This is a genomic window from Cryobacterium sp. N21 (assembly GCF_002929575.1).
Classification (GTDB): Bacteria; Actinomycetota; Actinomycetes; order Actinomycetales; family Microbacteriaceae; genus Cryobacterium; species Cryobacterium flavum.
In genome coordinates this window covers 86,119-100,733 of record NZ_PJJQ01000025.1, presented here as the reverse complement: position 1 = coordinate 100,733, position 14,615 = coordinate 86,119, and the positions used below count along the sequence as shown (strand labels likewise).

General features: G+C 61.6%; 15 protein-coding genes. 2 read left to right on the top strand and 13 right to left on the bottom strand.

The annotated features are described in order from the left end of the window. The first annotated feature begins 116 nt into the window (after positions 1-116). Positions 117-1,400 carry an aldehyde dehydrogenase family protein gene (locus tag CXY77_RS03130; protein WP_233197190.1) on the top strand — a complete coding sequence of 428 codons (1,284 nt, stop codon included), beginning with the start codon at positions 117-119 and terminating at the stop codon, positions 1,398-1,400. A 79-nt stretch (positions 1,401-1,479) separates the two neighbouring features. Here the strand turns inward: CXY77_RS03130 and CXY77_RS20835 are convergent, their stop codons facing one another. The 4 genes from CXY77_RS20835 to CXY77_RS03115 form a co-directional block, all read right to left on the bottom strand. After that, entirely contained in the window at positions 1,480-1,611 is a 132-nt protein-coding gene (locus CXY77_RS20835) for a hypothetical protein (protein ID WP_255409973.1), read from the bottom strand. 416 nt (positions 1,612-2,027) lie between these two features. Next, complete coding sequence (locus CXY77_RS03125; RefSeq protein ID WP_158252762.1) at positions 2,028-3,002, bottom strand: HoxN/HupN/NixA family nickel/cobalt transporter; 975 nt, start codon at positions 3,000-3,002, stop codon at positions 2,028-2,030. A 145-nt stretch (positions 3,003-3,147) separates the two neighbouring features. Then, a complete protein-coding gene (locus tag CXY77_RS03120; RefSeq protein WP_104129655.1) occupies positions 3,148-4,368 on the bottom strand; it encodes an MFS transporter in 1,221 nt (406 codons plus the stop codon). Between the two features lie 101 nt (positions 4,369-4,469). Further along, positions 4,470-5,468 carry a cupin domain-containing protein gene (locus tag CXY77_RS03115; RefSeq protein WP_104129654.1) on the bottom strand — a complete coding sequence of 333 codons (999 nt, stop codon included), beginning with the start codon at positions 5,466-5,468 and terminating at the stop codon, positions 4,470-4,472. Between the two features lie 538 nt (positions 5,469-6,006). Between CXY77_RS03115 and CXY77_RS03105 the strand changes: the two genes are divergently transcribed. Next, on the top strand, positions 6,007-6,744 hold the full coding sequence (locus CXY77_RS03105) for a FadR/GntR family transcriptional regulator (RefSeq protein WP_104129652.1): 738 nt from the start codon (positions 6,007-6,009) through the stop codon (positions 6,742-6,744). Positions 6,745-6,769: 25 nt separating this feature from the next. Here the strand turns inward: CXY77_RS03105 and CXY77_RS03100 are convergent, their stop codons facing one another. Genes CXY77_RS03100 through CXY77_RS03060 form a run of 9 tightly spaced genes read right to left on the bottom strand, consistent with a single transcriptional unit; the run spans position 6,770 to position 14,536 of the window. Further along, a complete protein-coding gene (locus tag CXY77_RS03100) occupies positions 6,770-7,771 on the bottom strand; it encodes a 4,5-dihydroxyphthalate decarboxylase (protein WP_104129651.1) in 1,002 nt (333 codons plus the stop codon). Next, positions 7,768-8,778: an amidohydrolase family protein gene (locus tag CXY77_RS03095; RefSeq protein WP_104129650.1), complete on the bottom strand. Its 1,011-nt coding sequence runs from the start codon at positions 8,776-8,778 to the stop codon at positions 7,768-7,770. The genes CXY77_RS03100 and CXY77_RS03095 overlap by 4 nt, the downstream gene beginning before the upstream one ends. Beyond that, complete coding sequence (locus CXY77_RS03090) at positions 8,775-9,482, bottom strand: 4-carboxy-4-hydroxy-2-oxoadipate aldolase/oxaloacetate decarboxylase (protein WP_104129649.1); 708 nt, start codon at positions 9,480-9,482, stop codon at positions 8,775-8,777. Before CXY77_RS03090 ends, CXY77_RS03095 begins: the two co-directional genes overlap by 4 nt. Beyond that, the gene (locus CXY77_RS03085) at positions 9,482-10,636 is read right to left on the bottom strand and encodes a zinc-binding dehydrogenase (RefSeq protein WP_104129648.1); all 1,155 of its coding nucleotides are present in this window, start codon (positions 10,634-10,636) and stop codon (positions 9,482-9,484) included. The genes CXY77_RS03090 and CXY77_RS03085 overlap by 1 nt, the downstream gene beginning before the upstream one ends. Positions 10,637-10,688: 52 nt before the next feature. Next, entirely contained in the window at positions 10,689-11,537 is an 849-nt protein-coding gene (locus CXY77_RS03080) for an alpha/beta fold hydrolase (protein ID WP_104129647.1), read from the bottom strand. After that, positions 11,530-12,363 (bottom strand): 3-methyl-2-oxobutanoate hydroxymethyltransferase, encoded by an 834-nt coding sequence (locus CXY77_RS03075; protein ID WP_104129646.1) that lies wholly within the window; start codon positions 12,361-12,363, stop codon positions 11,530-11,532. Before CXY77_RS03075 ends, CXY77_RS03080 begins: the two co-directional genes overlap by 8 nt. Next, a complete protein-coding gene (locus CXY77_RS03070) occupies positions 12,360-12,860 on the bottom strand; it encodes a hypothetical protein (protein WP_104129645.1) in 501 nt (166 codons plus the stop codon). The genes CXY77_RS03075 and CXY77_RS03070 overlap by 4 nt, the downstream gene beginning before the upstream one ends. Positions 12,861-12,862: 2 nt before the next feature. Further along, positions 12,863-14,164, bottom strand: a complete 1,302-nt coding sequence (locus tag CXY77_RS03065; RefSeq protein WP_104129644.1) for an aromatic ring-hydroxylating dioxygenase subunit alpha — start codon at positions 14,162-14,164, stop codon at positions 12,863-12,865. 18 nt (positions 14,165-14,182) lie between these two features. Continuing rightward, entirely contained in the window at positions 14,183-14,536 is a 354-nt protein-coding gene (locus CXY77_RS03060; RefSeq protein WP_199181867.1) for a 2Fe-2S iron-sulfur cluster-binding protein, read from the bottom strand. Positions 14,537-14,615 lie beyond the last annotated feature (79 nt).

The window sequence follows — 14,615 nt, the reverse complement described above, 5'->3', positions numbered from 1 at the left end:
AGCATGGCCACCGCCGCCAAATCTTGGTGGGCAGATCTGTTGGCCATGACTGGGCAGTTTTCATGGCCACCAGCGGGCATTTCTAGTGGCCGCCAGTGGGCCGTTCCTCATGGCCCTTGACATCCGCCTACCGAGCTTTGCGCTTCACCTCGTTCGCGGAGCGCGGGGCCTGGATGCGCGCAGCAGCGGACCTCATCGAAACCGAGGTCGACGAGGTTGCCCAAATCGTAACTCTCGAAATGGGCAAGCCGATCGGGCAGGCCAAAAGCGAGACGCTGAAATGTGCGAGGATTATGCGCTTTTACGCCTCAAATGCTGAAGGTTTTTTGGCATACGAGCCCCTTGATGACCCGTCCTCCGTGAACGCGTCGAGAGCCGGCACACGCTATGAGCCGCTCGGGGTGGTACTAGCTGTCATGCCGTGGAACTACCCGCTCTGGCAGGTGGTGCGCTTCGCTGCTCCTGCACTCATGGCTGGCAATACCGGGTTGCTAAAACACGCCTCGAACGTCCCCCAATCGGCTCTGTATTTGGACTCGCTTTTTAAACGGGCAGGCTTTCCCGCAGGCGCCTTCCAAACGCTGCTCATCGGCTCGGCACAGGTCGAAGCAGTACTCAACGACGAGCGGGTTAGAGCGGTCACGCTGACTGGCTCCGAAGCGGCCGGGCGTTCGGTCGCCTCGATCGCCGGGCACAACATTAAAAAGGCCGTGCTCGAACTGGGTGGCTCCGACCCATTCATCATCATGCCAACCGCCAACCTCGAAAAAGCTGTGACCACGGCGGTCACTGCGCGCACACAAAACAACGGGCAGTCGTGCATCGCGGGCAAAAGATTTATTATCCATGCCGATGTCTACGATCAATTCGCTCGGCTGTTCACCCAGAAGATGGAGGCGCTCGTTCTCGGCGACCCCTCCGACCTCGCGACGCAGGTCGGGCCGCTAGCCACCGAATCGGGGCGAAGCGATCTTGCCGAACTCGTCAACGATGCGAAGCTGCAGGGCGCGACGATTCTAACTAGGGGGTCGATCCCCGACGGTCCTGGATGGTTCTATCCGCCCACTGTGATCACTGACCTGCACGACGGAATGCGCCTCGTTCTAGAAGAGGCATTCGGCCCCGTCGCCACCCTTTACCGCGCCGAGTCGCGTGAAGAAGCCGTGCGCATCGCCAACCAAACGACGTTTGGCCTCAGTTCTTCTATTTGGACGACTGATCAGGGCGACGAGGATTACTTCGTCGATACCCTCGATGTCGGAGCCGTCTTCATTAACGGAATGACGGTGTCGTACCCCGAGCTACCGTTTGGTGGAATCAAGGACTCCGGATACGGGCGAGAACTTGCGGCAGCTGGCATCCGCGAATTCTGCAACCTCAAGACCATCTGGAATGCGTAAATTCTCCAGTTATGGCATCAAACTCGCCAACAGCGGCGTCCGCGAGGCAAAGTCGACTTTAGAGATACGTAATGGTTCCCTAGGAGGCATTGGCAACGCCCGGGACCATCAACCGTTCGGCCACCGACGGCAGCCATACCTGCTTGAACCCGAGGGCCTTCGCCCGCTTGATCGTACCGACCTTCACGGCATCCGTTGGACTACTCGCCACCTGCTTTGCTCGATCACGGGAATCCTCGCTGAATATTGGCTTCTGTGGGCTCCACCTGTGGTGCGGGTGAGCGCCATCGTCGGTTAGGGCGAGTGGGGTGGTTGAGCACCATTGTTGGTGTTGTTGAGCACCACCTGAAAGGCTCCTTCCCCCATGTGATGGCCACGTGGTGGAAGGAGTACCGGTAATGGTACGGAAGATCAAAGCGAAGCTGGTGTTGCAGCTGCGTAATCAGAGCTTGTCGCGAAGAGCGATTGAGTCCGCGCATGGAATGTCGAGGCACAGCATTCAGGCGGTCTTAGCGTGGTATTTATTCCCACATCTTGGCAACGCCACACATACGTCCCGCCTGTCACAGCTGTGGGGACTTTAGCGCGACCACACAGTCGTTATACATGGCGCGACCGTTAGAGAGTTCAGCGACGCACTCGCGAAATGAGATAGCTAACCGCCCACACGCTGATCAGCAACCCAACGACAATAAAACCGAAGTAATTCAAATCCGTTCCCGCCACTGTGCGGATTGGATTCGCGTTGACATTGAGCACGTCAACGAAAACGTCGCTTAACCCCACGATTCCAACGCTGAAGGCAACCGCTACGGAGATTCCAATCAGGGCGAGGTTGTAATAGGTCCGGCTGCGCGGTCGGCCGATGGTCCACATATAGGCCCGGGACATCACAATGCTATTTAGACCATCACACGTCACTATGCCGGCAGTGAAGAGCAACGGCAGAACCATAGCTGCATACCACGGCATCACAATTCCGGCACCCCCGGTGACCAGCAAAAGAACGATCGTTGATGCCGTATCAAACCCCAGCCCGAACAGAAGCCCGACAACATACATCTTCCAGGGACGGTCGAGGGAACCATTCACCTTCACAAGCGCCCGCATCACAAGCCCTCCAGACATGGGCTCTGTTTGGTATTCGCCGCCTACGTGGACTAAGCCGCGACGCCGAACAATGCGGACAAGAGCAATCAAATTGACCGTGCCGATGAGGAGCAGGAAGATGCTCGACACTGTGGGTCCCCACACGCCGGTAAACGCACCGATCGGTGATGCGTCGTCATCGATTTGGGCTGTGAACGCCGAAAGCCCGGCAGAGATTAGGCCGACAGCGACTAGTACAACCGTGGAGTGACCAAGGGCGAACCAGAGCCCAACCGACGAGGCATCTTTGTTGTCCCCGATAAGTTTACGGGTGGTGTTGTCGATGGCGGCAATGTGATCAGCGTCAAATGCATGCCGCATCCCGAGCGCGAATGCGGTCACGGCCAGACCAACACCAAAAGTTGTCGTGCCGGCTACGTAGTTCCCCGGCAGCACGAGCGCGAAAAACAGCCCCCACGCCGCAATGAGCAGTGTCCCGATAGCGATGAGCACTACGAGCGGTGTCCCGGCTAAACGCATAGTAAATTCGACTTCCGTGAAAGAGTGTTGCCCGGTCCGCTGCCACTTCGACACTTATAGATCAGGTTGACGAGAAAATTCCGTCAAGGGCTATGAGCCAAGAACAAGAGACACGCCATCAGCGCGCCCCTCCCAGCCGCGTACGCCGCAGCACCGGCCATACCGCGATCGCCGCCACGAGAGCGGTGAGCGACGACACCCACATACCCGCCGGAGCGCCCCAGGAATCGCAGACCCAGCCGAGCAAAGGCATCCCGATCGGCGTGGTACCGAGAAATACGAGACCGTGCACCGCCATTACCCGCCCGTGCATTGATTGGTCGGTTTTCAACAGCATCAGCGTCCTGGACAACGTGTTGAAAATTATGTTTGTTACCCCGAGCAGCAGCACGGTCATGATCGCCAGCCACAGCCAGGGCGAGACGGCGACCAGGGCATTCGCGATTGCGAAGCTTAAGCCGGCTATCAACAGCCACCACCCACTCACCCGCTCGGTTGCGGCCGTAATGAGCGCGCCGATGATCGCTCCAAGACCGAGCGCCGATGTTAGCCAGCCGTACGTCTGCGCGTCGCCCTGAAAGGTCTCCTTCGCGAGCACGGGAAGAACGGCGCGGAAGTTCTGCCCGAAGAGCGAGATCACGGCGACCAATATCATGCACGCCCGCAGTTCTGAGTGCGAAAATACGTAGATTAGCCCCTCGAGCACGCTGCCGCTACGCTGACTCCTCGCCTCGTCATCTGGCTTGTCGATGCGAATCAGCGCCAGTCCGCACAACAGAGGGATGAAGCTGAGTGCGTTGACCGCGAACGCCCATCCGACTCCGACGACGGCGATCATGGTGCCGGCGACCGCCGGCCCCACGAGACGCCCGACGTTGTGCACCATCGACGCCAAGGCTTGGGCGTTGACATAGTCCTGCGGTATGGTCACTTCGGCTATGAAAGCCTGCCGCGCGGGGTTATCGAAGACGGTGACGAAGCCGAGTGCGACCGACATGACGAAGACGAGCTCGACGCTGGTACGACCCGTCAGCACGACCGCCGCGAGTATCAAAGCGAGCACCATGCTGAGCGCCTGGGTGACGATGATCACCTTTCGCCTGTTCCATCGGTCCACGAGCGCCCCGCCCCAGAGTCCGAAGAACAGCATGGGCAGGAACTGCAGCGCAACGGTGATGCCGAGAACGACGGCGGACCCGGTGAGATCGAACACGAGCCAGTCCTGGGCGACACGTTGCATCCAGGTGCCGATCGCGCTGACTGCATGCCCGGTGATGAAAAGCCGGTAGTTCCGGTGCCCCATCGAGCGCAACGCCCTCGGCCACTTCGCTGCTGTCATTCGGCGACTCCTTCGTCAAAGCGATACGCGCGCAGGAAGTCGCCCCGGCAGCGCACGTGCGACTACCGAGGGGCGAAGTATCCGCTCAAAGACCGATCGGCTCAGCTCTGGTAGTTCGGCGCATCCTCGAAGTAGTGCACGTTGTCGTAGCCAAGGTGTTTGAAGACGCGGTTTTCCGATTGGAAGAGGCGCACCTCATCGCCACCACCGGCAAAGATCTGGACCACGTGGTTCTGCGGCACGTAGATCGTGTCGCCCTCGATGAAGTCGAAGCGCTTGGGTACAAGCGCGACGCGCGCGTAGTACTTCTCCGCGATCTCGGCCTCGACCTCCCACATCAGGATGTGCCCGCCACCTGAGAGCACGTAGAAGACCTCATCGGCCATCTTCCAGTACTTTCCGGAGCACGCGGCGGGGTCGATTTGCAGCTCGTACGAGTCGGTCGAGAAGATGCGGCCGTCACTCTTCTCCGGCGAGGCGATGATGCGCTGATTGCCGAGCCGGGTGACCTCCCAGACAGTGTCCTCGGGGCCGACGACCTTCTTACGATCGAGCACCCCGGGCGTCCAGATCCGGGACCAGTCCTCCCGCGGACCGAACTCCTCGGGCCGATCAATGGGGCCCGAGCGTCCCTGCTGGATCAGCCCCATGAACATCCAGGTGCTCTTCGCCTTGACGACTAGCGCCTTTGCCTTCTCGTCATAGGGGTTGAAGTGGCGGTGCACCGAGTCGGTGTGCACGTAGACGAGGTCGTCTTTCTTCCAGTCGTAGCGCTGATCGTCGTGCACCTCGTAGCCCTTGCCTTCGAGGATATAGAAGGCAGCCTCGTTCTGATGGCCATGACCGTGGTTGGACGACTGCGGGGGCAACTCGACGAAGTGGACGTGGATCGTCTGGGTCAGGAACTCCTCGTCCCCGGGGCCGATGCGCCACCAGGTCTTAGACTGCTCACTGTCACCGGAGTGCCCCACCTGGGCATCGTCGGTGACGTACTCGTCATTGCGTACGCGGTCATAGAAGAGCTGCTGCTGCCGGAACTCGTTCAGACCGTACGTTGCCGAGTCGAGGCCACGAACGAAAGTACGCAGTTTCTTCGCCATCTATTTCCTCCAGAAATTGACGCCCCTCGGCAGAAGCCACAGCTTCCTCACCAGCGAGGGGTAATGGAATAACAATTAGTCTATGCAGTTAGTCTAACCGCGCCAACGCAGGAAGTCCATCGCCGCTCCCGAGCATGCGACCATTTCACAGAGACCGTGGACGAAGTCGCCGAGTTGCTTGAGGTTGCGGCATTCGACCATATCGATGCTCTGGGAGTAGGCCGAAGCCGCGGAGTCCCCGACGCCCCAGTTGTGACGCCGAACGGGATGCGACATCGGCACCAAGCGTCTTCCCGCAACCTAGCAGAGGGCTAAACGTCAGTCCATACCGATCAGTCTCGCTGCATTCGCAGCCGCCTGCCGGATAAGAAAAGCACAGACCTCGCAGTGATCTGAACACTCACACCCTAGGTTTTGCTCTTCTAATCAGAACATCGGACCATTATTCATATAGCATTTAACTGTTATGCTCGTGCCATCACCGTCCGTCGCCGACGAGTCACATCCTGACGGGCAGGTCCCAACCAAGAGGAAAAGCATGCCTCAGCCCACAGAACGCCGCGCTACGCCGCAGTTCAGCCGTGTAATCATCGGGCGCACCTCGTACGCCATCGTCGATCAGATCAAACAGTTCATCGAGGACGGCTCCCTCAAGGCTGGCGACCGCCTCTCCAACGAGCGTGATCTCTGCCAGCAGTTCGGCGTGAGCCGTGTCACGGTGCGCGAGGCGCTTCGCATCCTGGAGGCCAACGGCCTAGTCGAGGTGCGCGTGGGCTCCCAGGGCGGATCGTTCCTCACCTCGCCCTCCGCTGAGCTCGTGAGCGAGAATCTCGCTCATCTGCTAATGCTGTCCCACATCACCGCCACCGCTGCGACCGAGGCACGGCAGGTATTCGAGCTTGCGATCCTGCCGCTGGTCATGCAGCACGCGACCGAGGTTGACATCGAGGCCCTCCGCGCCATTGTGGAGGAGTCCGCCGAGCTCGAGCAAGAGGGCGACTACTCGACCGATATGTCCGCCGCCTTCCACGTACGCCTCGCCGGGTGCACGCACAACTCCGCCATCGAGGCGCTGATGAAGAGCTTCTACGGGCCCCTCCTCACCTCGCTTATGCAGGCGAAGGCCGCCGCTCCCACCATGGGCATACGCGGCATAGAGGAGCACGGCGCGATCGTCGACGCGATCGTAAAGCACGACCTCGATCGCGCTCGCTTGATCATGACCAAGCATCTTGGGCGCACGGCCGAGCGCATCGCCTCGCTGGAGGGCGCGTAACCCGTCGCAAGGCGACGCCCACCGATCAGATCACGAAGGACTCAAGCGATTCCGGGGCAAATATCTGCTCCGGCGCTCGCAGCACGCGCGACAGGCCCTGCGCATGGTGGTACCGCAGGAACGTCTCCGTTGTGAGCCTCTCCGCCGGGCCAAGGCCATAGGACCAGAAGTCCTTCCCCAGCAAAGTACGAGCCTGCTCGAGATGGACCATCAGCCAGGGGTCCATCAGCTGCAGCGCAGATGCGTCGTAGATGCGGTCGATTGCCTCATTCTTCGCGATGGTCAGCGCTTTGGTCAGTGACTGCGCCACCCATGGGTGCCGTTCATAGACATCGCGGCGGACCACGACGACGTGCATGATCGGGAAGATCCCGGTCTGCTGGAAGTACTCCTGCTCGGTTGCTTTCACGTTGGGGAAGAGACGCGCGACCGTGCCCCCGGCAGGATCGAAGGTGCTCGGTATCCGCGGGGCCAAAATCGCATCGATCTCGCCGTCGGCGAGCATACGCGAGAGCGTGCGATCCTCAGGGATCGGGCGCACGATGAAGGGAACGTCGACCCTGCCCTTCTCGACCCGCCCCGGGGTCTCCTCGCCGCCTGTGAAGTACGTCGCGGAGTCGAGCGGGACTCCGTGGTGGTCAGCGAGGATGCCGCGCTGCCATACAACGGCAGTCAGCTGCATCTCCGGCATCCCGATCCGCTTGCCAACCATGTCTTCGGCGCCATGGATCCCCGCGTTGGTGTTGATGAATATGCCGCCGTGCCGGAAGAATCTGGACGTGTAGACCGGGAGCGCGACAAAGGGCGACTCTTCCAGGGAGCCCGCGCTGTCGAGCGTCGCGACATAGGTCGACAACGACATCTCGGCAACGTCGAACTCCCGGTGCCTCAGCATGCGGAAGAAGGTCTCCTCCACCGGCAGCCGCAGGTAGGTGATGTCAGCACCGTCCACATGGACCGTGCCCTCGGCGATCGCCCGTGTACGGTCGTAGTCGCCGCACGCGAAGGTCATATGGATCCGGCTCATGCCGACACCGCTTCGAGATGCGCGGCTAGCCGCGGATACACGCGCAGGGCGTTCGTGCAGGTGATGCGCTCGAAGTCCTCATCGCTAAGCCCTGCGTTGCGCACATATACCAAGGTGTCGTCCCACTCGACGCCGGTCTCCGGGTCGGCACCGCGCACGGCGCCCAGCATCTCCGAGGCGAACAGCACGTTCGTGCTGGGCACGACCTCGGTCAGCAGATCGATGCCCGGCTGGTGGTAGACCGCGGTGTCGAAGAACACGTTGTGCAGCAGTCCAGACGGATCCTGCCACTCGTTGCGCACCGCGAGGCCGCGATAGCGACCCCAATGGAACGGGACGGCGCCGCCGCCGTGCGGGATGACGAAGCGCAGATTCGGGAACCGCGTAAACAGGTCCGACTGCAGCAACTGCATGAACACGCTCGTGTCGGCGTTCAGGTAGTGCGCACCCAGCGTATGAAAGTTCGGGTTCTCAGTCGTCGAGACGTGCACCATAAAGGGTACATCGAGCTCTTCGGCTGCCTCGTAGACCGGGAACCAGGACTCGTCGGTGAGCGGCTTGCCCGCCCATGTGCCCGAGGGATCGGGGTTGAGATTCGCGCCCACGAAACCGAACTCAGTGACGGTGCGGCGCAGCTCGGCGAGAACGCCGTCGAAGTTCCCCTCCGGTGTCTGCGGTAGTTGTGCAACGGGAGCGAAATGCTGGGGGAACTGCTTGCTGACGCGATACACCAGATCGTTGGAAGCCCGAGCCCACTCGTTCGCGACGTGAGGATCGTGCCAGTGGTGCTGCATGCCGGACGCGCGGGGAGAGAACAGCATGAGGTCACCACCGCGCCCAGTCAGGATCCGGACCTGATTGCTCTCGACGCTCTCGCGCACCTCGTCATCGCCGATCTCGTTCCACAACGCGGACGATGCCGGGTTTTCGCCGTTCAGCTGCGCAGCGCGGAACACCTGCAGCGCACCCGGCTCCGTCGTGTAGTGGCCATGAACGTCGATAATCACCGTTCGCCTCCGTCCTTCCAACTGTCGTAGTCGACGTAACGGATCCCCGCGGTGTCGAGCATGGGCCGCATGTTGTTCACGTCGAGCGCGATCTCGCCCGCCAGGTAGCGGACACGGGCGCGTTCCTCTGTCTCCTCTCGCTCACGCGAGGCGCGGGCGACGGCAGCAGCATCCAACCGCGGGACGACCACCACGCCGTCGTCGTCGGCAAGCACAACATCCCCGGGACGTACGATCCGCCCCGCGATCGAGATCGGTACGTTGACGTCACCGAGCGCGCCCTTGCGGGTGCCTTCGGCCGACACGTGGCGCGACCAGACGGGGAAGCCCATGTCGCGCAGATCGGCGATATCACGCACGCCGGCCGCGATGATCAGGCCGCGGACGCCCCGAGCCATCAGCGACGTGGCGAGGAGATCGCCGAAGTAGCCCATGTCGCAGGGCGATGTCGGTGCAACGACTAGGATATCGCCCTCCTGGCACTGCTCGACCGCGACGCCGATCATGGTGTTGTCGCCCGGTGCGACCGTGGCGGTGACAGCGGTGCCCGCGACGCGCACGCCCTGCTGGATCGGCGTGATCTCAGCACCGAGCAAGCCACTGCGACCCTGCGCCTCGTGTACGGTCGCGACGCCGAACCTGGCAAACTCGTTGATGAGGTCGAGCGGGGCGCGCGGGATTCCGGTGACGACGATTCCGGGCATCAGGCTACTTCCTTTCGGCCGCCAGGCTTCCCGATCAGCTCGGGCATCATCGAGATGTGAATGGCGTCCTCGTCGGTCTCCCCGGCGAGGACGCGGATGGCGTGGTCGACCTGGTCGATCCCATACCGGTGTGTGGCGAGCTTCTCCATGGGGAAGCGACCGGATGCGATCTGGGCTATCGCGAGCTCGCAGGCATTGAACGAATGCCCACGCGCTGACTTGATCGTGATGGCCTTCTCGGTGACTTTCTTCAGCGGGAAATCCGGGAACGCCGCGAGCTCTCCCTGCACGACGAGGGTTCCCTCGCGACGCTTGAGCACGTCGATACCGAGAAGCGTCGGTGAGGTCCCCGCGCGCGAAGTGCAGTCGAGAACATAGTCGAGCCCCCGTCCGCCGGTGAGGTCCATGATCCTCTCGCGCGGATCCTCGGTGATCACGTCGATCACATGGTCGGCGCCGAGCTCGAGGGCGAGCGCCAGGCGGTCCGTGTCGCGGGTGGTGCCCGACAGGATGATCTTCGAAGCGCCCGCCTGCTTAGCGGCCATCAATTGGGCCAGACCCTGCTGTCCGGGGCCTTGGATGAGCACAGTGTCGTTGTAGCCGATGCCCGCGGTGAGCAGAGCCCACTCGATGCCATTCGAGATCGGCATGACGAGGCCTGCGAGTTCGGGCGTAACCTCGGCAGGTACCTTGTGCAGAATCGCATTCCACGGCAGGAACATGTACTCCGAGAAGCCTCCCCAGAGGAGACCGTCGAAGTCGGCCGAGGTATATCCGAAACGGCGCGCATCGGGATTGGTGCGCCAGTCCGTCGCCTCGCAGTGGCGGTACTCGCCGATACGGCACCACTCGCAGTTGAAGCACGCGACGTAGTGCTCAACGAAGACACGGTCCCCCTCTTGGAGACCGTGGCGGATCTTGAACTGCTCCCCTGCCTCGGCGATCACGCCGACGTTCTCGTGCCCCATGATCACCGGGCCGCGAGTGGCCGGAGTGTTCGGCGGGTTGAAGTAAAGCTTCGCATCAGTACCGCAGATGCCGGCGACCTCCACCTTCAGCAGGGCGGAGTCAGCGTCGATGCGAGGCTTCGGGATCTCCCGCATCTCCGTCTTTCCGGGTGCCGTCCGCACCGCTGCCAGTACCGATTCGATCATGCGCACATCCTTGGACTCGTCTTGAATAAGGTTGGTGAGTTGATTGGCATCGTCAGTGGCGCGACAGGAAGTCTGTCACGCGCGACACGGAGGCCTCAGGGGTCTGTTCCGCCACAGGTACGTCCCAGTACTCGGTCACCGGCAGGCACTCCTCGAGGTATCGCGCAGCGGAGCGTGTGTGTGAGCTGTCCTCACCGGGCACAATGAGTGCGGGGATGTCGAGCAGCTGCAGGTCCTCCGGCTCGGGGCCAGGAACAGTGTCACGGTCGAACAGCAGACGGGCGGATCCCGACACGATCGTTATGTACCGCTCAAGGCTCGTCTCGGCGTAGAGACGAGCGAAGTCGTCGTCCGACCGCAACGCCGCGACCCAGGGACCGACACGCGGATCCTTGCTGAACCCGGAGGTCGTCGATCGCGCATGCTCTACGACGCCGGACACGCCATTCTCAAGCGCGAAGGCGAGGTGCTGGGTGAAGCGCTTCTGCTGTGCGGCCCGATAGGTCACTCCACCGGCCGGCGAGAACAGCACCATGCTGCGCACGCGATCGGGTCGGGCAACTGCGAGCAGCCCCGCCGAGGAGCATCCGACGCAGCCGCCCATCGTGTGCACACGGTCGAAGCCCAGGTGGTCGATAAGCGCGACCGTCTGATCGACGTATTTCTGCCATGACAGCCGCTCGAGGCGCCCACCGGATCGGCCGGACTCGCGACGGTCGAACACCACACAGGTGTAGTCCTTCGACAGCGCGCTGACGAAACCGAGGTTCTTGTACCGGCCGAAGGTGGTCCAGTTGTCCAGACTCGCATCGAACCCGCCCGGACTGAACATCACCAGCGGCGGTCCGTCTCCGATCTTCTCGTAACGTGTTCGGATCCCGTCGAGTACAACTTCAGGCATTGCACACTCCTCTTTCAGGGCCGGAAGGAACCGGGATTCCGCCTCGGACCTGGCGGCCGGCTCGGATGTCTTCAGCACAGACGGCGAGGGCATCGTGCATGATCCGCGCGACGTTCGCATAGGTGTCGGGCTCGTCGTCCACCCATCGGGAGCTGTAGCCGATCGCAGCGGTGATCATGCGGATGCGGCCGTCGAGCCACGGCCCGCCGCCGAATCCGCCGAGCACCGGTATCGACACCGCGTCTACGACAGCCGGTCCGACAACGGAACCGGAGTTGGTAAAGTTCAGTAGTACGGCACCGGCCGATTCGAGACGCTTAGCCTCGGCGACGAGGTCATCCGTCATCTCGTCAGGTACCTGCATCGTGTGCGCGGCGGAGTAGTCGATGCCGTACTTCAGCGAGGTCTGGGGCGTGATGCCGAACTGGGCGAAAACGGGGATGCCCGCACGCGTGAGTCTCTCGACCTCCTCGGGAAAGTCGGCGGCTCCGTCGAGCTTAACGAGGTCGACGCCAGCTTCCTTCACGAGCCGGATCGCAGCGGGCAACGCATTACCGGCCTGCAACGGACCGTACGGAAAATCGCAACTGACAAGCGCGTTCGTCACACCACGTCGCACGGCTTTTGCCGCGACAAGCATCTCGTCGAACGTGACCTCAAGCGGGTTCGACTGGCCCCACAGATTGGCGCCGACAGTGTCGCCCACCGACACGATATCGGCGCCGACCCGGTCGGCTATCTTCGCCATGTGGTAGTCCCAAGCGACGAAGCACACGGACTTCTCACCCGTGCGCTTCATCGCCTGGATCTCAGGGATCGTCGTCATGCCCTGATCGCCCTCAGCAGCTGCAGGAGGTCCTCCTGGTCGGCGGGGACGAGCAGGATCCGCGCGTGCGGCCTGATCGCCAAGAGCGTGGAACCCTCGAGCGCGGAACCCTCAAGCGCGGAACCCTCAAGCAGCAGCATTCCCGCGGTCATGATCGACCGTTCCCGGCACGCCATGCCGACTGCAGCGACGGCATCGCCCTCGATCGCGTTCGTTGCGACCAGAATAACCGAGTCCGAATGCTCGATCTCACTCTCCATCGCACGGCGTTCGCCGGAGACGGTGATGAGTTCTTCGCCGGTCGGAGAGGCACGATAGAACTGCGCCTCTCCCCACGGTCCTTGCTGTGACACGGCATTCACGACGCGTTCCGCAACGGCGTCAAATGCCACTACCCGAGTCGCGCGCGCATAGGCGAGCGGATAGTTGATCCGGTACGCAGCCTCCTGTGCGGTTGCCGCCCGCGCGCAGCTACTCATCATAATCGGCGTCGACATGGTCACACTGTTGTCTGTGCGATGCCGGGGCGTGCGTGAATAGCGTCGCCGATACCTTCTATGAAGGGCTGGTCAGCAGGCAACACGATTGCAACGGAACGGATCTGCTGATGCTCGGGAACATTCCCGACCGGCTCGACCCCGTCATCCCGCAACGCCTCAACCGCACGACGCAACTTCTGACGTGCCTTGATAATGCCCGCATCCGTAGCGACCAAACGCTCCTTCGTCCGATCCACGATCGGACCCATCGACTCCTGCAACGAAGAATCCTGAATCGCGATGCCCTCCACACCCGAGAGCAACTCACCAGACTTCTGCTTGACCCGATCGATCAAGTAATCGTTCCCCTTGTTCGCCACCGGACGATAGGTACCAGGAATATTCTTCGAATGAACACCCGCACCCGCCTCCATCGCCGAGACCTCCTGCGCAGTTAGATCCCGCGTCGGGTGATAATCAAAACTCCACGCCCAACAATTCTCATCATCGATCGGCACCCAAAAATGCCCATGCATCGGATGATCACCCCGCGGCGGCACCATCGTAAAATTCGGCAACACCCACGGCGTCACGCGCCAGTAGTAGTGCCCCTCTTCAGCATTACGACGCGCACCGATGAGCAGACCACCCTCGTTCTCCACAACCTCGAAGAACGGCTTCACATCATTCTTGTTGTATTGGTTGCCCTTCGACCCCTTGAACAGCGGATCCGCCTCAAGACCACTCCCCGCCGGACCCCCACCATGCAACCACGTCACATGACTCGAGTCGATCCCGCCCTCAAGCGCCTGCAACCAGTTGCTCTCCTGAAGACGCTTCGAGGTATAGGTCTGCCCCGTCGGCACAGTCGCGAACTCCCACGAAGGAAGCGGTGGCTGCGCAGCCGGATCGCCCAGGTACGCCCACAGGATGTCACCGACCTTGACCAGCGGATAAGAACGCAACTTGACGTTCTTGCAGAACTCCGAGTTGTTCAACTCACTCGGCACATCAACCGCCTGACCATCGGAATTGTACTTCCAACCGTGATACGGACAGCGAATACCACCCTCCTCCACCCGCCCGAAGAAGAGAGAAATACCACGGTGCGCACAAAACTCATCCATGAGCCCGTAATCGCCCTCAGGCGTGCGCACCGCAATCAACCGTTCCGAGAGGATCTTTACCCGCACCGGAGGACACCCATCCTCCGGCAACTCATCCACATGCAACACCGGCTGCCAATACCGACGAAACAACTCCCCCATCGCCGTCCCCGGACCCGTCCGCGTCAACAACTCATTAATATCAGGCCGCAACATCGCTATCCCACTCTCCTCTCAATGCCACACCTCAGGACGCGGCTCCACAACAAGCCCATCCAACCGGTCACACATCTTGATCTGACATCCGAGGCGGCTCGCCTCGGTGAACTCGGACACACCCATGTCGAGCAGATCCGCCTCCAATTCTCCGGGGGCACCCACACGATCCCGGAAGTCCGCTCTGACCCACACATGGCACGTCGCACACGACAGCTGCCCGCCGCATTCACCAACGATCCCCTTCACTCCGGATCGGATCGCGGCGCTCATGACGCTCTCACCGTCCGATGCATCGACGACGCGTTCGGCCCCATCGCTTTCGACGTACACAACCTTGGGCACTTGCGAACCCCCTCTCACTGCAAACATACATTGGATATACCAATGTACCTAGAATCGCCTTGTTGTCAACAGTCAAGCCGTCTCACGCACAACGGCAGCATTGTCG